General features: G+C 41.5%; 19 protein-coding genes. 4 read left to right on the forward strand and 15 right to left on the reverse strand.

Going from position 1 to position 20,759, the window contains the following annotated elements; all coding sequences use genetic code 11:
• Positions 1-15: 15 nt before the first annotated feature.
• The 5 genes from RE476_RS04060 to RE476_RS04080 all read right to left on the reverse strand — a co-directional run bounded on the left by RE476_RS04060 (position 16) and on the right by RE476_RS04080 (position 4,533).
• Positions 16-528, reverse strand: coding sequence for a dihydrofolate reductase family protein (locus RE476_RS04060; RefSeq protein WP_309309126.1), 513 nt, complete (start codon positions 526-528; stop codon positions 16-18).
• A gap of 41 nt (positions 529-569) precedes the next feature.
• On the reverse strand, positions 570-998 hold the full coding sequence (locus tag RE476_RS04065; RefSeq protein WP_309309127.1) for a hypothetical protein: 429 nt from the start codon (positions 996-998) through the stop codon (positions 570-572).
• Between the two features lie 108 nt (positions 999-1,106).
• Positions 1,107-2,837 carry a thiamine pyrophosphate-binding protein gene (locus tag RE476_RS04070; protein WP_309309128.1) on the reverse strand — a complete coding sequence of 577 codons (1,731 nt, stop codon included), beginning with the start codon at positions 2,835-2,837 and terminating at the stop codon, positions 1,107-1,109.
• Positions 2,838-3,317: 480 nt separating this feature from the next.
• Positions 3,318-4,292 (reverse strand): MBL fold metallo-hydrolase, encoded by a 975-nt coding sequence (locus tag RE476_RS04075; protein WP_309309129.1) that lies wholly within the window; start codon positions 4,290-4,292, stop codon positions 3,318-3,320.
• 112 nt (positions 4,293-4,404) lie between these two features.
• Positions 4,405-4,533, reverse strand: a complete 129-nt coding sequence (locus RE476_RS04080) for a hypothetical protein (protein WP_309309130.1) — start codon at positions 4,531-4,533, stop codon at positions 4,405-4,407.
• Between the two features lie 210 nt (positions 4,534-4,743).
• On the opposite strand from RE476_RS04080, the gene mmrce1 reads away from it, so the two are divergent.
• Positions 4,744-5,577 carry an MmRce1 family CPBP family CAAX prenyl protease gene (gene mmrce1, locus RE476_RS04085; RefSeq protein WP_309309131.1) on the forward strand — a complete coding sequence of 278 codons (834 nt, stop codon included), beginning with the start codon at positions 4,744-4,746 and terminating at the stop codon, positions 5,575-5,577.
• Between the two features lie 184 nt (positions 5,578-5,761).
• On the opposite strand, the gene rsgA is transcribed toward mmrce1, so the two are convergent.
• The 7 genes from rsgA to RE476_RS04120 form a co-directional block, all read right to left on the reverse strand.
• Positions 5,762-6,865 carry a ribosome small subunit-dependent GTPase A gene (rsgA, locus tag RE476_RS04090; RefSeq protein WP_309309132.1) on the reverse strand — a complete coding sequence of 368 codons (1,104 nt, stop codon included), beginning with the start codon at positions 6,863-6,865 and terminating at the stop codon, positions 5,762-5,764.
• 92 nt (positions 6,866-6,957) lie between these two features.
• A complete protein-coding gene (locus tag RE476_RS04095; RefSeq protein WP_309309133.1) occupies positions 6,958-7,476 on the reverse strand; it encodes a DUF4386 domain-containing protein in 519 nt (172 codons plus the stop codon).
• Positions 7,477-7,779: 303 nt separating this feature from the next.
• Positions 7,780-8,637, reverse strand: coding sequence for a class I SAM-dependent methyltransferase (locus RE476_RS04100; RefSeq protein WP_309309134.1), 858 nt, complete (start codon positions 8,635-8,637; stop codon positions 7,780-7,782).
• 192 nt (positions 8,638-8,829) lie between these two features.
• Positions 8,830-9,516 (reverse strand): ABC transporter ATP-binding protein, encoded by a 687-nt coding sequence (locus RE476_RS04105; protein WP_309309136.1) that lies wholly within the window; start codon positions 9,514-9,516, stop codon positions 8,830-8,832.
• 2 nt (positions 9,517-9,518) lie between these two features.
• Positions 9,519-10,730: an ABC transporter permease gene (locus RE476_RS04110; RefSeq protein ID WP_309309137.1), complete on the reverse strand. Its 1,212-nt coding sequence runs from the start codon at positions 10,728-10,730 to the stop codon at positions 9,519-9,521.
• Between the two features lie 11 nt (positions 10,731-10,741).
• Positions 10,742-11,920 (reverse strand): COG1361 S-layer family protein, encoded by a 1,179-nt coding sequence (locus RE476_RS04115; protein WP_309309138.1) that lies wholly within the window; start codon positions 11,918-11,920, stop codon positions 10,742-10,744.
• A gap of 47 nt (positions 11,921-11,967) precedes the next feature.
• Positions 11,968-12,459 carry a GbsR/MarR family transcriptional regulator gene (locus RE476_RS04120; protein ID WP_309309139.1) on the reverse strand — a complete coding sequence of 164 codons (492 nt, stop codon included), beginning with the start codon at positions 12,457-12,459 and terminating at the stop codon, positions 11,968-11,970.
• A gap of 568 nt (positions 12,460-13,027) precedes the next feature.
• Here RE476_RS04120 and RE476_RS04125 point away from each other — a divergent pair.
• The 3 genes from RE476_RS04125 to RE476_RS04135 all read left to right on the forward strand — a co-directional run bounded on the left by RE476_RS04125 (position 13,028) and on the right by RE476_RS04135 (position 16,642).
• Positions 13,028-14,482: a hypothetical protein gene (locus tag RE476_RS04125; RefSeq protein ID WP_309309140.1), complete on the forward strand. Its 1,455-nt coding sequence runs from the start codon at positions 13,028-13,030 to the stop codon at positions 14,480-14,482.
• Positions 14,483-14,867: 385 nt separating this feature from the next.
• Complete coding sequence (locus tag RE476_RS04130) at positions 14,868-15,389, forward strand: MarR family winged helix-turn-helix transcriptional regulator (RefSeq protein ID WP_309309141.1); 522 nt, start codon at positions 14,868-14,870, stop codon at positions 15,387-15,389.
• On the forward strand, positions 15,356-16,642 hold the full coding sequence (locus tag RE476_RS04135; RefSeq protein WP_309309142.1) for an MFS transporter: 1,287 nt from the start codon (positions 15,356-15,358) through the stop codon (positions 16,640-16,642). Before RE476_RS04130 ends, RE476_RS04135 begins: the two co-directional genes overlap by 34 nt.
• A 98-nt stretch (positions 16,643-16,740) precedes the next feature.
• Here the strand turns inward: RE476_RS04135 and RE476_RS04140 are convergent, their stop codons facing one another.
• Genes RE476_RS04140 through RE476_RS04150 form a run of 3 tightly spaced genes read right to left on the reverse strand, consistent with a single transcriptional unit; the run spans position 16,741 to position 20,753 of the window.
• A complete protein-coding gene (locus tag RE476_RS04140; protein WP_309309143.1) occupies positions 16,741-17,418 on the reverse strand; it encodes a class I SAM-dependent methyltransferase in 678 nt (225 codons plus the stop codon).
• 29 nt (positions 17,419-17,447) lie between these two features.
• The gene (locus RE476_RS04145; RefSeq protein ID WP_309309144.1) at positions 17,448-18,239 is read right to left on the reverse strand and encodes a formylglycine-generating enzyme family protein; all 792 of its coding nucleotides are present in this window, start codon (positions 18,237-18,239) and stop codon (positions 17,448-17,450) included.
• A 27-nt stretch (positions 18,240-18,266) separates the two neighbouring features.
• Positions 18,267-20,753, reverse strand: coding sequence for a GAF domain-containing protein (locus RE476_RS04150; protein WP_309309145.1), 2,487 nt, complete (start codon positions 20,751-20,753; stop codon positions 18,267-18,269).
• Between the last annotated feature and the right edge of the window lie 6 nt (positions 20,754-20,759).

Genomic DNA, 20,759 nt, shown 5'->3' on the forward strand with positions numbered 1-20,759 from the left:
TCTGTATATTTCGCATCAGATACCTGGCCTGTATACAAGTTCAACGAGTCCTGAGCCGAATACCTGTGTAGCAATAAGTTCCAGCTTTATGCTCTTTTTTATGTCCCTGAAAAGTGGTATTCCTTTTCCAAGTACAATGGGCTGTACCACTATTCTGAGTTCATTGATAAGGTTTTTGTTAAGAAGCTGGGAAATGATGGATGTACCGCCTACAACCCATATTGCCCCTCCGGACCCCAGCATCAGATTTTCTGCAGTACCTATCGGATCGTCTGAAAATATAACCCTTTTATCTTCAGGACATGGATGCTGTTTTGTGAATACATAGCACTCTTTACCTTCATAAAGCCATTTACCAAAGCCCAATACCTGATCATAGGTCTTATGACCCATAAGCAAAATGTCCACTTCATGCATGAATGCATCGAAATCGTATTCTTTATCCGGCAGCAGCCAGTCAACATTTCCATCTTCTGCTGCTATGAAGCCATCCAGGCTGCATGTTATCAATAATACTACATCCCTCATTTTTTCCCACTCTCGTCTATTAAATGCTATACACAGAATTATCAGGTCAATACATATGGAAACTCAGTTATTTTCCATTCATCTTCCTGCTTTACCAGTTCGATCTGTTTTGTAACTTCCTCAAATTCCGGCTCAACCTCAATGAAATTCTTGAGCGAGAACTTGATAGCTACAGAGGATTCATTTACAAGTACATCAACCACTGATGTGTCCTCATCAATGTATTCTTTAGTTACTTCTATGAACTCATACTTATCAGGATTCACATCCTTGCAGATGCCTACAAAACCTGCAAGATCGGTTTCACCCTTGTAGTCTGATGACATGAGAGTATAACACGAGTCATAATTCCCTTCATCAAACTGCAATGCAAAGCTCTCCACGGTCTTTGCGGGACTGCTTCCAATACCTGCGCATCCGGCAGTCAGAATAACTGCCAGCATCATGGTTGCTATTATCACTTTTTTCATAGCCCACTCCCCTTTATATTAAATATTTAGTGATTATTTAGTTGGCATACTCACTTTCAATTTGTTCTTTTTTCTATATATGAGCAGCTATCCCTACATTGATCGAATCTACTCGATAGTATCACCGGATACCTGCTTAATGTACGGACCAAGGATCATATCCTTATAAGCTCCACCTGCAGGAACCTTCGGATAGAGTATCTCTTCCCTGTCCGTGCAGATTTCAAGGAAACAAGGTCCTTCTGCATTAAGGAAAGCTTCCATACCGTCTTTCAGATCGCTTCTGTAGGTTATCCTTTCTGCATAACAGAATCCAAATGACCTTGCAATCTCTGCAAAGTGAACATCTTTTGGTCTCTGTGTTCCCGTTCTCATTCCATCATAGGCTGCATCCTGCAGGTTCTGGACCATGCCATCACTCCTGTTGTTCAGCATGAGTATCTTGATTGGCAGGTCAAGTGATGCAATTGTATGCAGTTCTCCCAGATTCATCCGCAGACTGCCGTCACCGTCGATTGCTATAACCCTTGCTTCAGGGTTTGCATAATGAACACCGATAGATGTTGGCATGGAAAAGCCCATTGTCCCAAATGAACCAGAGGTCATGAAGGATTTCGCCTTTTGCATTGGCAGGTACTGGGCTGCAAGCATCTGGTGATTGCCAACACCCGTGGTTATCTTTGTGTTACCGTCAACATAAGTTGAAAGCAAAGCCATGACCTCGGCTGATTGGATGTATTCGGATTCACGGTTGTAATTTAGTGGCCAGGACCTCTTCAGGAATCTGGCACGTTCCTGCCAGTCATGGATATTCAATGTGATGTTGTGCTTTTTAGCATAGTTCAGCAGGTCCATGATGGCTGTGGCAGCATCCCCGATAAATGAGAATTTAGGTCCTCGTTCTATCTTTATCTGGTGCATCTTCTCGGGATTGATATCAATGTAGGCTACGTCGGTGCCTATTGCAAACCCGACCTTTTCCGCGACCCTGTCATCCCAGCGGACACCGATAGCGAAGAAGAAGTCGTTCTCCTGAATGAGCATGTTAGCATAAGGTGTGCCGAACATTCCCAGCATACCAAGGTTGAGGTCATCTCTTGCGTCAACTACACCCTTTGCCATTAGAGTGTTAACTGAAGGAACCCCGAAATACTCGTTGAACTCCCTGATGGCGTGACTTCCTGCTTCTGAGTTGAGACCTCCTCCCAGATAGAGAAGCGGTCTTTTTGATCTGAGGAACAACTGGTAGAACTCTTCGCATTGTTCTTCGCACAGGTGCCTGTCATCGTGATAACTCTCCTCGAATCTTAGGACGTTCATGTTCTGGTATTCATGCATCTTCTGCTGTTTATCCAGAGGAACATCTATGACAACAGGCCCGGGCTTTCCAGACATTGCAAAGTAGTAGGCATCCTTGATTATTGACTCGAGATCATCGTCATTTGATACCTGTATGACCTTCTTGGCCGCATCCCCGAAAACTCCCTTAACGTTGATGTGCTGGAAGGAGTCGGTGCCTATCTTATGTTCAGGGACCTGCCCTGCGAAAACAAGCAATGGAATACTGTCACCAAAAGCATCAGCAACGCTGGTCAGTGTATTGGTAATGGCAGGTCCGGATGTGACTATGGCTACTCCTACTTCACCACTTGACCGGGAATAACCGGCAGCACTGAATGCCGATGCCTGCTCGTTGGCATTGATGACTATCTCAATATCACTCTGCTGAAGGGCATGGAATACCGGAAGTATTGCCGCTCCCGTATAACCAAAGATTTGTTTGACCCCAAGGTCCTCCAGACTTTTAACTAAGATCTCTGCTCCATTCATTTCTTCCATTTTCAATTCTCCGTGGAAAGAACGATTCCAGCACAGGATACACTAATCAGTAAATTAACCAAAAACAGCGCACTTGAGCCAGAAAAGTTCTGATTATCTTGCTCAAGCGTGTAACACTACCACTACTACAGACACATTGCGTAAAGTGTGAGTTATGGTAGGATTTGACATTATTAGATTGGAGGGTGGAAGTGATATTTAAGGGTTTGGGAGTAAGGTTCTGGTGGTTCAAATCTTCTCACTATAGAGTTAATAGGGGTATATAGTTTACTAGAAAAAACGGAACGATAGAATTTCGGTTCTATTAATTTAATGTTTAACTCATCAACATAAAGTTAACAAAAGTGAATATTTTCTCTGCTTTAGTCGATATTCTATAAAATTAGAAAATAATTAATGGTAAAGAGCTTAACGAGCAGATAGAGAAAAAATAATCGAGGGCTTAGAATTGTTCTTCAGCCCGCCGTTTATAGACAAAAATCATCTATAGCTAAGCATGGCATCAGCCACCATCTCAGCGTTCCGTGGGGTTGCCATCTCGAATCCGTAGTAACTTCCATACTTTGGGCGCAATGCATCAGTTGCATTCTTGGCAATAGCATCGAACCATGCAGGGAGGAAAGCAGTGTGTGCATTGACCTTGTCTGCATCGACACCTGTACCCCATTCGACTTCGCCCATAGCTTGACCTACAGCCTGTTTGAGATCAGAAAGGAAGGAGCGGTAGAACTCAATATCCGCTTTGTCTCCAACATTGCCATGCCCCCCGCTTAAATAGGTCCAATCCAGGTTGGCGAGCTGTTCGACGTTCGCCTCGTAATAGACAAAATTCTCTGAACCGGCAAAGGCCCAGAAGGGCAGCTGGTCAGGATTAACGAGGTCAGGCAGGTGTGCCACTTTTTCCTCAAGAAGCAGCCAAACTCCGTGGTCATCGCAATGCGATGCACGCTCGAATCCATGAAGTTCGACGGTAAGATCTTCGAACTTGAAGGACCCTTGTGGCCAAGCTACCGTTTCCGTGGGTGCAGGGAGAGAACTCTTGAGGAAATCCATCTTTTCTGCCGTGGCTTTCGAGGCAATAATTCGCTGTATGGCTCCATCCTCTGTAAAAATATTAGCGTCACCGATATGATCGGCATGGGCATGAGAATACACGATCGCAGTCAACGGAAGACTGGTGACAGATGCTATTGCTTTCTTGATGTATTCGCTTTGTCCATCGAGAGCATCAAAAAGCAAAACGCCGTTTTCGCCAACATAGAATATCGTTCCGTAATATTGACCTTGATACCAGTATGTGCGTTCTGTCAGGCGTTGCAAAACATATTCCTGCATTGAGTTCCTTGTAAAAAGGTTGTCGATCTTCTCACCTGGTTTGAGTAGACGTGTGATAGATGGCTCAACATAAGTTGCACTTACCGTTGATGGTGCTTCTGTAATAGATGGTCTTTTCATCATAATTTCTCCCATTTCCCTTATAGAGTGCCCAGCAAAGCATTGCGAACATCTAAATAAAATATATCCTCTTTATTCTATAAATAATCCCTTAATGCAAGAATTTGTTTGTTCACTTTCTCATTAACTTCTTCTCAATGAAGGTCTGTGCTCTCTGAAGCTCCAATTCCTCTTCATCAATGTTGTTGGCTTCCTTCCCAATGTAAAGGATACCATTGGCGTGAACGTATTTCCTTTCCATAAGCCCAATATCCTCATCAAACCTGGATTCAGAATGATTGGCATATTCTATTATTATCCTGGATAAGTTGCTTGAAATAATGTAATGTGAGCCTTTTATTCATTGGGCCACGAAAATGATATATTTTAAAAAATCAAAAGATAAAGGTAGATATACTTTAGATGTGCCTTTAATTCATAAGACTCTGATAATTACATATCCGGAAAAAGAATGATACCTGATTACAAATACAAACCCGGCATCTATTATCTTTCAACCTTTATCGTAACCTATGTTCTCTGGTTTGCAGGAGCATACTTGAGCTTTCATGATGGTGGAAGCGGTCTATACATACTTATAATGCTTCCCGGACTTATGGCACCATTTCTTATCTCTCTTATTATGATCTACCGTTCAAAGAATGTGGATTTGAAAAATGATTTTATTAACAGACTTACTAATATCAAGTTGATACAACCAAAAATCATGCCTGTATTTATCTTGTTAATGCCTCTGACAGTTCTGGCATCCACACTTATTTCCCTTTTTTTCGGAGAAACAGTATCACAATTTCAGTTTGCGGAAGGTTTCTCTTTCTCTGCAGGAGCCGTTCCGGTATTGTTGGTTCTCCTGCTTGCGGCCAGTTTTGAAGAACTCGGATGGCGAGGTTATGCCTTTGACAGCCTGCAGAGTCGGTATACCTACTTTACAGCATCGCTTATTTTCAGTGTACTATGGTCATTATGGCATTTTCCACTGATATTTGTCAACAACTCCTACCAGTATGAGATATTCAATGAAAGTATCTGGTACGGTGTGAACTTTTTTATTAGCATCATTCCAATGGGAATGATCATCAGCTGGATATGCATAAAGAACGGAAAAAGCATCATTGCCGCTATAGTCTTTCACTTCATTATTAATATGTCCCAAGAACTGCTGGATATAACCCAGAACACAAAGTGTATCGAGACTGTTATTCTAATACTTGTGGCCGCTGCTATCATTGTATATGATAGGAAAATGTTCTTTTCAAAAGAGCACCTTGCAGAAAAGACTGAATGAGAGTCCTGTTTCTTTTTATTCAATTAAAAATGTTAATACAATCACAGAATGTACTATTTCTAAGATATGTATAATATGTATATCTCTAATTTACCCACATCTCCAATCGTCCCCTTACATGAGCATTAAGAGTAAAAGATTTATCAGCTTCAGCATTCTTCTTCCTGCCTTCAACCTGCAACTATCACTGTTCCCCAGTCTTCAAATGCTTTCTTGCAATAGCTACCCCTTTCCACTTTTTCTTCTCAACTCCCTTCAACCCGATCTCAGCCTTGTCTGCCTGGAAGGCCAGCTCATCGCTGAGCTTATGATAACTGTCAAACCTTTCCTGAGATAGGAGCCCTTCGTCGACTGCTTTTCTGACGGCACAGTGTGGCTCATTCCTATGTGTACAATCCTTGAAACGGCAATTTTGAGCAAGTTCTGAAATATCGGAAAATGTCCTGTCGATACCATCGGACGAATCTCCTAGCTGGATCTCACGGATGCCGGGGTTATCGATGAATATTGTGCCGTTCGGGAGAGTAAAAAGCTGTCTGACAGTGGTGGTATGTCTTCCTTTATCGTCATCTTCACGTACACTTAATGTCTTCTGAATATCGTGGCCTAAAAGAGCATTGATGAGGGTGGATTTGCCAACTCCTGAGGAACCGACTAGAGCTATCGTTTCATCCGGATTCATGAAAGGGTCCAGCTTTTCCAGATCAGTACTTGTAAGAGCACTAAGAGTAATCACCGGAACATCATCAGCGGTATCTCTTATTTCCTGTATCGTTTCTGACACGTCATCCGGCAGGCTCTCGACAAGGTCAATCTTGTTAATGAGAATGACAGGTTTTGCACCGGAAGAATGAACGATGGTGAGATATCTTTCAAGTCTTCGCACGTTAAGGTCATGTCCCACAGCCGTGACAATGAAGATCGTATCAATGTTCGCAGCTATCAACTGTTCTTCACTGGACTCACCTGCAGAACCTCTGGAAAGACAGGATGTTCGCGGGAGAATATCTACGATGGTGTATGAACCTATATCACTCTGATCAAGCAGTACAACAAAGTCCCCGACTACCGGCTGTTTGCCGACCTTACGCATAGCTCCTGATATTGCTGCCTGTATCTCTCCCTTCTCAGTAAGTATATTCCAGACCGTCTTATGTTGGGTTGAGATCCTCCCGGGAATATATGGTCCTTTATAAGCTGAAAATGTAGACTCAAGAGAAGTGTTCCAGCCGGGAATAACACTGGTGTCTGAAACATCACTTCCTTTGTTCCTGTATTCACTATTCATAACATTAATTCAATATGTTATTATGAATAAACTTTTTGACAGAAGTAACTGGAACATCGAAGTGACAAATCCTGAAAATGCTCCATTCACGATCAATTCCGGATCTCTTTAGCACCTACGAAGGTTATCCATAACATCCATATAATCTCACCCATTGTGAAGATATCAACAAAGGCTGGCACAGATCCTATAAGGAAATATGAGACCGTTGCTCCGAAGTATCCTAATGAACCCAGATATAAAAAGTATCCAATCCATTTTGGGAACATTCCCGATCTGATAACCAGCGTGCCAATTGGTATAAGCCACAAACCCCAGAAGACCTCTGCTAAGTGTATTGCTTCAGGCATGAGTATTGCCATCAATGAGAAAGGCACTCCTAAAAGACCGAATATGACTATCAACGATGCCTGTTCCTTATCGGTATCCATGAATAATTTGTACAGCAATAACGCAATCACTATCTGGAACACCTGTACAACGATCTGACCTAACTGACCAACTTTGAATAATGTAGATTCACTGGCAAGTGTCGGTGCGTATAACAATGAAAATATGCTTATGACAGTCCATACCGGATAAAGAATTCTAAGTTTGGTTATGGTCTTCACAATAATAACTTTGCTGATTTAGCATATATATTTTGGCTTTTTGATATAATTGATGTTGTGATGTAAATAGAAGTTTGAATTGGTGACTATCTCGATGTTACCTTTTTTCTCTGTGAAAAAAACGGTTCCGCACAGCCTACTTTTAAGAGTATTTAGAAAATCTTAAGCCTGATTATCAGGCTTTAATTTAAGTATACTTAGCAGGAAAAAGACAATTATGGCTTTAAATTGATTAAAAAAAGCTTTATTAAAACTTTATTCACTTAGATATTCTTTGAAAAACAAAATAAGAAATAGATACCATCAGGTATCCATTTCTCCAGCAGCTTTCCTGGCCTTGCAGAATAACACATTCTTACCGTTCCACATATCAATCTCAGGCAACACCTTATCAGAACATTCGATGTCCTCAAAACCTTCCGGTTCCAGCATCTTTTTCAGATCATCAGATGTGAAAAAGTGAGTCCAGAAACGATAGACATCTGAATTCTCAGACTCGTCCGTCACTATATGCTGGTACAGTATTACTTCCTCATCCTGATACAGGAAAGAATCCGAGAGTATCAGGTATGGCCTGTCCTTCCAGAAACCGGTCTCTTCCACCTCCCATGTCCTTTCAGAGACTTTCTTTTCGAGATCCATGTCGCTCAGGACATCAAATATGAAGATTCCACCTGGTTTTAAGGCCCTGTGAATATTCCTGATAAGTATCTCTCTTTCATGTGGCTTCAGGACACCAAAGTCGGTGAAGACCATCATCACAAGGTCGTACCTGTTCTCCTCGTTGAGTTCAAGATAGTTCTGGTTCACATACTCGATATCCAGACTTTTTCTCGTGGCTTCCTTTCTGGCATACTCGATGGAATTCTTTGAAAAATCGATACCTGTGACCTTATGTCCTTTCTCTGCCATCATCTCGCAATACAGGCCTGGACCACACCCGAGGTCGAGTATGTTCATCTTTTCCATATTCATCGAATTAAGGATCCAGTCAACCGTACTCTCGATACTTGACCTTCTCCGGCTTGCCAGATCGATATCCGGGTTAAGATGGATGTTCAACAACTGTTCTGAAATGTGGGCATCCGTCCACATAACTGCATTTCCTTCTGCGTATAACTGTGGTTTCTTTGTAAACTCAATAATATCTTTAAAATTCATAATGAGTTCTCCTTTTATGGGAAAATCCCGGGACTCGAAATCTTCGATTAACCGCTAACAACTTTCGAATAGAACAGGATGCTTAGTTGTTGTTCATCAGGGTATATAGGGCAGTCATGCTTATTAAAAATTAGTGGTGTACCGGTATAGTTGAACTTGCAGAAAGATAATTGGATAGAATACGATTTCACATCAATTATCTTCCACCCACTCATCACTAACCATAACTCCATCCTGGAATGTGATCACCCTGTCAACATACTTAACATGCCACGGCTCATGCGTTACCATCACAATGGTCTGGCCGTAGTTGTCATTAAGATCCTTGAACACTTCCAGCACCTGTTCAGAGTTTCTGGTATCCAGATTTGCGCAGGGCTCATCAGCAAACATAATGTCGGGTTTTTTAGCAATAGCCCTTGCAATGGCCACCCTTTGCTTTTCCCCACCGGATAACTCATCTGGGATCCTGTCATGTTTATCCTTCAGGCCGACCTTATCCAGTGCTTCAAGGGCTGTATTATAAGATTCCTTCTTCGACTTTCCTTCCATCATGGAAAGAATGTACACATTCTCTGCAGCGGTCATCTCGTTGATAAGAGCATAGTCCTGGAATACATAACCCACCTGTGTCAACCGGTAATAACTCCGCTCCGCTTCAGGTAGACTGGAAACCTTCAGACCCCGGATGGTGTATTCACCTCCTGTTGCATCGTCCAGAAGTGCCAGTATCCTCAAAAGAGTCGTTTTGCCACTTCCCGAGGCACCCATGATCGCTACAAATTCCCCTTTCTTTATCTCAAAGGAAACACCATTCAGAGCTTTGACAGTCGTATTCCCTGAACCATAATACCTTTTCAGGTCCTTTACTGTAATCATTCTCAGCGTCCCCATATGGCTTTGAGTATACTTTCCTTTGATACGCTCCATGCAGGCAGCGTTCCGGCAATCACCGACAGAGTGAGCATTGTAGCTATGCTCTTGATAAGCAGCATTACATCTATCTGTGGTCTTATCTCCATAGTCTCGTAGAATACTACAGGATTTGCCTGGAAGTAGAGCATAAGTGAGAGATACAATATCAATCCTGCAAATATTCCGATAGAAACATAGAACATACTTAAGAATGCATAAGAGAGAACTATCGACCTTGGAGTGATCCCCACGGCTTTCAGTATGCCGATCTCCTTTTTCCTGTTGAGTATGTTGATGTAGATTATGATAAGTATCAATGCTGCACCGACTATCAGACCCACGAATTTCGACATAGTGTCTATAGCACCCAGACTTTGCATTGCCTGCCTGATAAGGGTCTCTGATTTATCAGCCCATGTGAAGATCTTTTCGTTGACCCCGGCTTCCCTGATCTTGTCCTTCATTTCATCTTCACTATCCTGCTCATCTATCCTGACCACTACACTGGTAGCCTTGCCGCTATCCAAGCCGTATACATCTTCTATTTCCTTGTAATGGACCATAGCATTCAGGTCCACAAGTTCGAAATTACCTTCCATGATGCCTTTGACCTTATAGGTCCGCTTCACACCATTGTTGTATGTTACATCAACAAGTGATCCCGTTCTGGTTTCACCCAGATCATCATAAATTTCACCAAACGTCGTACTTGTACCTGAGATAATAGAGCCGATGATGATCTCATCACGGGAAAGCTCCCCCAGAAAATCCCCTTCTTTGATAATGTACGGATACTGCGATATCTCATATTCTTCTGTGGGAACCACACCTGTGACGGTCGCTCCCACTACATTCTGTTTATGTTCGATAGATGCGCCCACATCCAGTCTCTTGGTTGCAGCCCTCACACCTTCCACAGCACGGACCTTCTGCAGGACATTATCGGCGTTATTGATGTAGGTGTTGTCACCTGTAGGCTCGATAACAATGTCCCCATAAGGATAATCCCGCATGAAACCTGTGAACAGGACCGTCATCCCCCCTATCATCGAAGGAAGAAAAACAAGATTCATAAAGATAAGTGAAAGCACAAAAACAATGAAAGCCAATGTTTTTTTGTTGCCTCGCTTTATGCTGCTGCCTGCAATGAGAGCTCCAACCCTGATATCATCTATCATATCGGACACCTCTATTCTTCTGTGTTCTCACCCGGGATGCTACCGCCTTCCATTAGCTGCTTGATGATCTCATCCTTTGACTTTTTTGTCCTGTAATTGTTGTAGGCAAGTCCACCGATAACCGCCAGAAGCAGTAATACAACAATGATTGTTCCTGCCCCGCCGCTCTTTTCCATAACTATGACATTGACCTTTGTTTCGATCTGTTCCTCTCCGAAATCATCGATATAAGTGATAGTCACCGGAATCTCGAACTCTCCCGACTGGTCTGCAATAAAAGTGATAACCGCAGGTCCATCCTCATCAGGGTCAAGAGTTCCGATGAAGGATTCTTTCAGTCCCTTGAATGGATGATCTGCATAGACACGTATTGAGTTAATTGTCCTGTCACCGGAGTTCTCGATCCTCATGGTAAGTTCAACAGTATCATCCATTTGAGGAAGGATTGGATCGACCTTTACAGATGCAAGGTTCAGACTGCCTTTCTTATCGAGTACGGTTATCTGAATGTCATATTCATCCTTTTGCTTGCCATAATCGTCTTCATATTCTACAATAACAGGAATGTCAAATGTTCCTGACTTGTTTGCTTTGAATTTGAACAATGCAGTTTGACTGGCATTTAAATCAAGAGTTCCAATGGTAGAGCTTTTGATCCCTTTAAAATCGTGATTTAACTTAACGATTACAGATTTTGCTATCCCTTTTCCTAGATTTTCTATCTCCAGATCTAAGTCAACAGTATCCCCCTCATACATATATTCAGGATTGGTCTTGACAGAGGATATCCTTGGTTCTGCATGTTCACCTATAACAAATACTTCAACGTCATAATAGGTAACTTGTTCCACAGCCTGATTTCCATATGCCAATCTCATTTTTATGATATGCGAACCTGGTTTTGCATCAGGAGTTGTCCTCATATGGTATATCAGCTGCCTTCGACTGTCATGATAAACAAATGTAGGAATATAGGCAACAAGGTCTTCTGTAACTATAATATCGGGAGGGATGCTGATTATTTCAAAAGTGATGTCTTCCGGAACTCTTGTACCGCAGTTCTCAAGACCGATGCCTATAGTGAATTCTTCATCAATGCCCACTGAACTGGGACTTATATCCTCTACAACCGCAGTTAAACATTCATCACCGGAAGCTCCTGCCAGTGCAGTAGATGTCCCTGCCAGCATAATGAAAAAAACTGATAATAGCACATATGGTAATTTAGTATTCAAACTCACCCTTTACTCATCCCCTTTTGAATATTTTCTGTAAATTCACTTAAATTCTTGAAAATCAGATCTAATGCGACCATCTGTTGATAATACTCTCCGATCAGTTTGAGCATAGCTTCAGAATCATCTGTTTTGCTCTTTTGACATTTTTCAATTATTGCAGGAAGAGATTTAAGCGCTGGATTCACAAAAGCTTCATTCTTTATTTTTGCTGCATTAATTATCATTGTCAGCAAATCTCTTTGAACTGAGAAGTACAATTTTTTTGAACCGGCTTTCTTTGTTTTATCTGCAAGAGTAATTCTGCTAAGTAATTTCATTGTCGCGCTAACAGCTGAAAAACTATACCCGGTCTTTGCGGAAAGTTCTTCTAAAGTTAGCGGATCTGGCTCAGAATAAAGTACTGCAAGTAGTTTAGAGGAAAGTTCATCGAGTCCATAGGACTTCATCCCCTGATACACAATATCTTCAAATTGCTTTCTGGCAGTTTCCATATTTACCCATTGTTTACATAATTTACTGTAATTACAGTATTTTGTGTAAATTAGAGTTTATATGCACGTACATATATATCTTTTGAATGTATAGATGAACTTAAAAGTTGAAGATATTACGTGGAACTTACACCTAAAGTAGCCACAAAATCTGTATTTCTTATATTGTTTTCATTTTGAGTGATACCTGAAACCATCCAATGATCAAAGTCTCCAAAGCTGTACGAATTAATGCATACTGAAGGAAACACATAATCATGCGATGCCTTCTCCTTTTATGAGAATCTACTACATTGTCCATGTTAATAGGAAAAGTATCATCAAACCCATAAATTTGAATAAAATCCTGGAAAGGGTTTTTCCTTTCGGAATAAATGAGAACATTCAAATATACATTTTTCGTAACATTAATAAAATACATAATAATCAATTAAAATTTTTGAATTATCAATAGATGTTTGAGTTTAATATTGGTATTTATAGAGGATTAAAATCAAAAAGTTAATAAATAAATAGAGTAACATAAAAAGTCACAACTAATTGCCAAACCAAATGGCTGGGTGGTAAAATGAAATCAAAAATAATAGTAGCAATGCTCTTGATAGGCATAATAGCGTTTTCAGGATGTACTGACATAAGTGACTCATACAAACCTGGAAGCTTCGGGACAACCGAAGAAGAAATGCAGATCGTAGATGCAGTAACAGACAAATATGGAGATATGACAGCCACAGGCGAACCACGACTTCTTGAAGTAATGATGACATCATCAACACAAAACTTCATACCAGTCGATAAGGTACTGAAATATTCAAAGGACTCAGAAGAATTGTACGCATGGTTCATCTATGACAACTTTGACAACGACATAATAAGTGTGGAATGGATTTACCTTGACAGTGATTACTCGATCCACACCTTTGAATCAGAAACTGGCGAAGACTTTGGACGTGGAACATTCATACTCGAAAAACCAGATGACGGCTGGCCACTCGGAGATTATAAAGTAATCATAAGCGGAGCAGGAGTCGAAGAATCCGTAGAATTCGAGATAATAAACGGAGATACTGTTTCTATACCACTTGATCTTCTAGCCGGTACAACAATAGGCAGCCAGCAGGCAGACTTTGGAAACACAGGAACAACAGAAGCATTACCAACCCCACAAAGCGGATTCACAGCAGAAAGCACATCATCCAGCTTTATAGGAGACTGGACTTCAAATTGGGGCGACATGACATTCAAAAAATCAGGAGATAAGATAATCGGTGAATACACACACGATAAGGGAAAACTTGAAGGTGTTGTAAACGGCGATGTATTCATAGGAACCTGGTCCGAAAGCCCTTCATACGCAGAACCAAATGATGCAGGTGACGTGGAACTTAAACTAAGCAAAGACGGCAACTCATTCGAAGGAAACTGGAGATATGGCTCTGATAGTTCATCATGGAGCGGTGGCTGGACAGGAACCAGAGTAGCACAATCATCAGGCACAAGTTCATCAGACATAGTACCTGGCTGGTATCTTACAACAGTCGAAGACTACGGTGACAAAGTAGTAAGCACAAACGACTACTACAGCTATGATGTAGACTACAAAAGAGGCAATGTCTGGACCAGTAACACAGGAGATGAAGGCGAAACTGTACAGGTAAGAACGATCAGTGAAGAGCCAGAAGACTTCTACGCTGCTGAAGAAGAGATTGTGATCAACGTCAGAAAAGAAGGCTCATTGATTGCACCCGGTGATCTCGGACTTGAAGATTCAAGCAACATAGACATAGACGCAGCAGATGTCGCGATCGACAGAGCAACCTCAAGCCACTATTATCTGGAAGATGAAACATATGGAGCTTTCTTCAAGATGGGATGGCATGATGCAACCGGTGACGTAAAACAAGGTACGTTCAAAGCAGATGCACCATGGGAAAACGCATTTGGTGGCTCATTCAGAATAACTTACACATACATCAATGGTGGAGCCTACAGAACAAACTACATATACGAATGGAGAGAGTAATTCTCTACCATTCTCTTTTTTCTTTTGGCTCACTACAAAATTGAGTGAGAAAATCATATCAACTCATTTCCATATTTTATGGAAACTGCACTCATTATAAATTATTCTCCTTTATTTCCATTATTGACAGCATCCTGAATAATGTATAATTTTCTTCTCCACAACCATTAACTGTGAGCATCGTTGAAAAAATGCATGTTTTATCATTGCTGAAAGAAAGAGTATCAAAAAAAGTGAGAGTTTGTTCATAGTCTCCAACCTTAAATCACACAATTCCTGTTGTAAGTAAATAATTTACATTATAGACGAAACTCAAACTGAAAAAGCAATATCATCAAATCCCTATCAAAAACCCTTAAATATCCCATTTACCATTATTGTTGTCATGACAACAGTTGTGCCGGCAACTGTACACTATAAGGAGCAGAACATGAACGACATACCTCTCGGAGCATTCACCTCTATAATCTATCGCAGTCAATTTGTGAGGATAAACAATCGAATGAAAGAACTCGGTCTTTCTGCAGGACAATTCTTCGTTCTTATAATACTTTCAATCGAGCAGGGTATCACACAGGACACACTTGCAGGAAAACTGCTCATTGACAAGGGAAGTATAGCCCGGGCAGTCAATGTCCTTGAGGATAAGAGTCTTGTCAAACGCATAACCGATGAGAACAACCGCCGCGCTGTGCGTCTTTATCTAACTGAAACAGGGAAACAGCTCATTCCAGAGATCGTAAGAATAGACAACGAATGGGAAGAAGCTGCATTTTCAGGATTCACAGAAGAAGAGAAGACACAGGCAAAGGAGCTACTCCACAAAATAGCAAAGAACAGTTATGAATCCGCTTATAAAAAAGGTGATAAAAAATGGAAGGAATTTCCCCTGAAAGACCTGCAATAAATGGTCATAATAAAAATTCAACGCAAAAATATGAGAGTTTAAAGCTCATCGTAATCCTTAGTGCATCCATGCTGACCATCATGGGTGCAGCCGCGGTCGCACCGGCATTGCCCAAGATGCTCGAGTACTTTGCCGACGTTCCGGATGCAGGCCTGCTGATATCCATGATAGTAACATTACCGGCACTGGGTATCATAATCAGTTCTCCTTTCATCGGCATCCTTGCTGATAAATATAGCAAGAAAAATCTGCTTATAGCATCCCTTGCCACATTTGCATTAGTAGGAGCCACAGGTGCGATCCTCAACACTCTCTATGTCATACTCGCCTTCAGGGTATTGCTCGGAATAGGCATTGCAGGAATGTCCATTTGTGCCACAGCCCTGCTTGCAGACAATTACTCCGGTGCCGAACTTAAGAAAAAAATTGGTCTGCAATCGGCATGTATGGGTTTTGGAGCCGTAGTGCTTGAAGTATCAGGCGGCGCCCTTGCAGATATTAGCTGGCACGCTCCTTTTTACATTTACCTCATTGCGATGCTGATAATCCCGGGAGCCATGATCTCCATCAGCGGGTCTAAGAAAAAGAGTGGTCAGGGAGAAGGACAAAAGGACCATTCCAATGGTCAAATGAAAAACAAACAGCTGCAACTCAAAAGTATCTCCCTTATCTACGTAGCAACATTTGTACTGATGGTACTCTTCTTTTCAGTGCCTACAAAACTTCCATTTGTCCTTGACGAAAAAGGCATTTCATCAGCATTTCTCATCGGAGCCTTGATATCCATCCCCGGACTCTTCGGTACAGTAGGGGCACTCGGGCATATCAGGGTTTCAAGATACCTGTCAGAGGTAAAGACCAATCTCTTTTTCTTCATTATGTTCGGAGCAGGCATCTTTACACTCTCCATAGCCCCTGACATTGCAACACTTATCATAGGATTGATAATAGCCGGCATCGGCTTTGGAGTTATTAACGCCACAAACTTAAGCTGGCTTGGAAGAATTGCTCCTGAGAGATCACGCGGAAAGATATTCTCCGGATTTACCACTGTTCTCTTCCTTGGACAACTGGCAAGCCCCCTCATTATTCAGCCCATACTCAAAACAGGTACGCTCTACGATGCCTATGCATTCCTGGGAATTGCCGGAATCGTGTTGGGACTGGTATTTGGTGTGGTCAGTATCATAGACATCATTGAGCAAACAATCATAATTGCTGAGCATCCTGTTACTGTGGAATCAGGAAAATAAGAGAATAAATTCAGATAACAAAAGATAATCGAGAACAGAATTAATTCTGTCTCGGTCTTTTTTACCAACTATTGATCTGGTTCCTTCATAACTTACCTTTAACTTTTTCTGAGACTAACCATAAAGAGCTTTCTTGGAAGAGGTCCCTCGTCAAATTCCTTTATATCAATTATATCATACCCTTCAGAAAGATGCTCTATTTTCTCTTTGCTCAGGAAATGCACGATAAATCCACCCTCTATCTCCCACATATCTTCACACCTGTGAATTCCTAATCTATATTGCGAGTCTCCAGTATGTCGTGTTGTGAATATGTTCAGCCCACCGGGCTTAAGGACTCTTTTTATCTCTTTTGAGACAGATTCAAGCTCAGAGATCGTTAGTGGCATACAGTAAAGCATATGTGAATAACACGCATCAAAGGTTTCATCTTCAAATGGAAGAGGTTTTCTCACATCGTACTGCAAAGTAGTTATATGCTCAGATAATCCATTCTCCCGGGCTTTCTGCTCTATAACCTGAATTCCTTTTTTAGAATAGTCAAGAGAATAGACCTCAAATCCATTTCCCGCAAAAAATAAAGTATCTCTTCCCTGCCCGGCTCCAAGTTCAAGAATCTTAGCTTTTCCCTCCTTCCTGAAGGTTTCAGCCGCCCATTGAGCAGGTAAACTGGGTTTTTCACCGAACTTTGCATTATTATTTGAAAACACATTTTCCCAGTGATCCTGTTGTTTTCTAAGAATTGTCTTATCTATGCATGAATCTCCCTGCACCATAGAATCACTCTTTAATCCTTCTTTAATCCTTATATTTCCCTAAGGAGCCGCAAACCAACACGACTGCTGTTACGGCGGGCAATCGGCGGATAGCAATACCGACTTGCAGACCGGCATCCTGCGGCTGACGTTTGCCAGCTGCCTCCTCGTAGTACCCTCATTATCTTTGAAGAAACATCAGCATCCTCCCGGGGACTACCGTCTGCAGGAGCATCTTCATAACTATCATGATACATGTCCTGCATCCATTCCCAAAGATTTCCATGCATATCATACAATCCCCATGGATTGGGTTTCTTCTGGCCCACAGGATGAGAGCCAATATCCAGATTACCGCAGTAACAATATTCATCCAGTTCGGAGTCATTGTCACCAAACGAATACCTCGTGGCAGTACCCGCCCTGCATGCATATTCCCATTCAGCTTCAGAAGGCAGACGATATTTACCAGTACCCTCTTTCTCACTTAGTTTCTTAATAAAATCCTGTGCAGCATCCCATGAAACTCTGTCAACAGGACTGGCGTTTCCAACAAACTTGGAAGGGTTACTGCCCACTACCTCAGTCCACTGCTCCTGTGTGACCAAAAATTTACCAATATAGAATGCTTCCCCTATGCTAACTTCATGAACAGGTCTTTCATTCTTATACCAGTTAGTTTCATCATCAGGTGAACCCATTTCAAATTTGCCTGCGGGAATCAATATGAATTCCATGCCAAGGGAATTTGTGTAAGTATCTGGAAATCCTGATTCCTCACTTTTTAATAGACCATCAGTTTCTGCTTTCATAATGAACATTCCATCAATAAAAGCAGTCATAACTTCTTATGACTGCATAACCACAGATTATGTATTCTCTGTCTCGGTCCATTTAGGAATCTTAACATGGAATGAACTTCCCTGTCCGACTTCACTTTCTATCCAGATATTACCCTTATGCGCATCTACAGTATCTTTGCAGATATAGAGACTTGATTCAAGACCCTGGTACATCCTTGCAATGGAGTCATCCACCTGATACATCTTGTAGAACAAACGGGGTATCAGGTCTTCATCTATCCCTTCGCCTTTGTCGGTAATAGTGACATGGAGATAACCATTTTCCTCACATACCCCTACCCCGATACACTTTCCTTTAGGTGTAAGACTGATAGCATTGTGAATAAGATAGACAAACATTTCATTCAGTTTTTCTTTGTCACCCTTGATCGGTGGAAGACCTGTTGGAATATCCTTCTCTAGCATCAGTTCTTTTTCATCTATCAGCAGTATCTGGTTAAGCAGGACATCAGAAAGAACACTGCCTATGCTTACCGGCGCGAATGAATATTCAATTTTGCCTGACTGCTGGAGGTTATTGTATAGAATTGCATCCACAAGGAGTTTCAACCTTTCCGAATTGCTTAACAGGATGGAGATAGCCTCTTTTTGTGAATCATCCAGAACATTCAATGTTTCATCATCAAGTATATCTAATCCATGCACAAGATCATGGCCTCTTTTCATGCTATCCTCAAGGAATTCCGCCTTGATCATATTGACAGATCTGAGCTTCGTATTAGCCTTTGAAAGTTCTTCGGAGTACTTACTCAACGCACTTATCAACTGCTGCCTCTGAATGAGTTTCCACATTCCCTGTAGTAAAAGGGTCAGCTGACGAACGTCTGATTCATCATAATCCTCTTCCTTGTTTCCGACACCAACTACTGCAACTATATGATCCCCGTCAAATATTGGGACATTCATATGCCTTACCAATTCGACATGTCCTTTAGGATACCCTTTTTTCAATAGGCTTGGAGCTGCATAATCATTGGTGATGATAGGTTTCCTCTGCTTTACAGCCTCTCCCCATAATCCGGTACTCTTTACAGGATAGATGAACTGTTTATTAGTTATACCACATTCACTCATTGCAGAGTTTGACCAGGAATGCATGATGAGTTCTGTTTCACCGGCATTCATGAATGCAAGATATCCCAGTTTACTTTCAGTTAGACGAACAGCTTCTTCCTTGACAAACTCAGCGACCTCATCTAAGGAAGCAGCTGTCATCTCGTTGAGCGTGATCAATGCCTCCAGTCGGGATTCGTTCAATTGTTTTGACTTTTCGGCTTTTTTACGCTCGGTAATATCACGGCCAACTGACAGTATAGTCTTCTTTCCATTGTAGTTGATCATCCGCGCATTAATTTCCAGAGGTATGATAGAACCATCCTTGCGAATAGCTGCAGCTTCATACATTGCCTTATGATCCCTGTCGATCACTTTGAGAAGTTCAGAAGCACGCTGTACATACCAGGAAGGTACGATATCAAGAGGGGATGATTTTAGAATGTAATCCTTCGAATATCCAAGGCTGTCAACAACAACCTGATTCACATCTATAAGATTCCCGTTCAGTTCACTTACATATATCTGGTCATTGATGTTATTGAAAATGGTTTTGAACTTATGTTCGGATTCCCTGAATGTTTCATTAGCGATCCTGTGTTCGATCTCTATAGCTGCTAGGTCTGCGTTTGATTTGAGATATTCAAAACATGCCTTTTTTGGTGCATTCGGAAAATTAAAATACATTATGAAGACACCAAGTATCTCACCGGTGGAAGCCGTTATCAGTTCAGCCCAACTGGCCTTGATGCCTGCCTTCTTTGCAACGTCCCTATATAGTGCCCAATATGGATGCTCCTCTATATCCTCAACGATAACCCTTTCTCCCATGTAAAGTGCTGTACCGCCCGAACAGACCCCATATCCGATTTCAACACCTTCTATAGCTTCTTTGTAGACTAAAGGAAGGTTTGGAGCGATTACACGACATATATGCTGCTTATCCCTATCAAGCAACATAACAGCACATGTCAGACCGGGGCGGATCTTTTCTGCATTTGTGACAAGCAGTTCCAGAACACCCTCAAGAGATATTTCAGTAAGAGACTTCCCCTGAGCATTTTGACGTTGATGGGTAATCATTTCATGGTGCTTACGCTCGGTTATATCCAGAATCGTACCTTCTATATGTGCATCATTACTGCCATAAGACCTTATATGAACCCTGTCTTCGACATAACGAATCTCATCAAATCGGGTTACTAACCTGTATTCCTGAACAAATTCAGTTAGTTGCTTGTTCAGGTGCTTAAAAGTCTTTAAAACACCTTTACGATCCTCTGGATGAATAAGGTCAGCAAATTTAAGTTCCCCTGAATAAAAATCATCAGGTGTGTATCCAAATTGTCTGATATTATTGGATACGTACTTGACGGGGAAATTCTTCTCAATTTTCCTTGAAATCACAATAACGGGACTATTATTTATTATTGATTCCATGCTGAT

Origin of the sequence: Methanolobus mangrovi, assembly GCF_031312535.1 — an archaeon.
GTDB lineage: Archaea > Halobacteriota > Methanosarcinia > Methanosarcinales > Methanosarcinaceae > Methanolobus > Methanolobus mangrovi.

Coding starts and splice junctions, on each gene's coding strand:
- RE476_RS04060 (WP_309309126.1), bottom strand. CDS start 528: ATGAGGGATGTAGTATTATTGATAACATGCAGCCTGGATGGCTTCATA.
- RE476_RS04065 (WP_309309127.1), bottom strand. CDS start 998: ATGAAAAAAGTGATAATAGCAACCATGATGCTGGCAGTTATTCTGACT.
- RE476_RS04070 (WP_309309128.1), bottom strand. CDS start 2,837: ATGGAAGAAATGAATGGAGCAGAGATCTTAGTTAAAAGTCTGGAGGAC.
- RE476_RS04075 (WP_309309129.1), bottom strand. CDS start 4,292: ATGAAAAGACCATCTATTACAGAAGCACCATCAACGGTAAGTGCAACT.
- RE476_RS04080 (WP_309309130.1), bottom strand. CDS start 4,533: ATGGAAAGGAAATACGTTCACGCCAATGGTATCCTTTACATTGGGAAG.
- mmrce1 (WP_309309131.1), top strand. CDS start 4,744: ATGATACCTGATTACAAATACAAACCCGGCATCTATTATCTTTCAACC.
- rsgA (WP_309309132.1), bottom strand. CDS start 6,865: ATGAATAGTGAATACAGGAACAAAGGAAGTGATGTTTCAGACACCAGT.
- RE476_RS04100 (WP_309309134.1), bottom strand. CDS start 8,637: ATGAATTTTAAAGATATTATTGAGTTTACAAAGAAACCACAGTTATAC.
- RE476_RS04105 (WP_309309136.1), bottom strand. CDS start 9,516: ATGATTACAGTAAAGGACCTGAAAAGGTATTATGGTTCAGGGAATACG.
- RE476_RS04110 (WP_309309137.1), bottom strand. CDS start 10,730: ATGATAGATGATATCAGGGTTGGAGCTCTCATTGCAGGCAGCAGCATA.
- RE476_RS04115 (WP_309309138.1), bottom strand. CDS start 11,920: ATGCTGGCAGGGACATCTACTGCACTGGCAGGAGCTTCCGGTGATGAA.
- RE476_RS04120 (WP_309309139.1), bottom strand. CDS start 12,459: ATGGAAACTGCCAGAAAGCAATTTGAAGATATTGTGTATCAGGGGATG.
- RE476_RS04125 (WP_309309140.1), top strand. CDS start 13,028: ATGAAATCAAAAATAATAGTAGCAATGCTCTTGATAGGCATAATAGCG.
- RE476_RS04130 (WP_309309141.1), top strand. CDS start 14,868: ATGACAACAGTTGTGCCGGCAACTGTACACTATAAGGAGCAGAACATG.
- RE476_RS04135 (WP_309309142.1), top strand. CDS start 15,356: ATGGAAGGAATTTCCCCTGAAAGACCTGCAATAAATGGTCATAATAAA.
- RE476_RS04140 (WP_309309143.1), bottom strand. CDS start 17,418: ATGGTGCAGGGAGATTCATGCATAGATAAGACAATTCTTAGAAAACAA.
- RE476_RS04145 (WP_309309144.1), bottom strand. CDS start 18,239: ATGACTGCTTTTATTGATGGAATGTTCATTATGAAAGCAGAAACTGAT.
- RE476_RS04150 (WP_309309145.1), bottom strand. CDS start 20,753: ATGGAATCAATAATAAATAATAGTCCCGTTATTGTGATTTCAAGGAAA.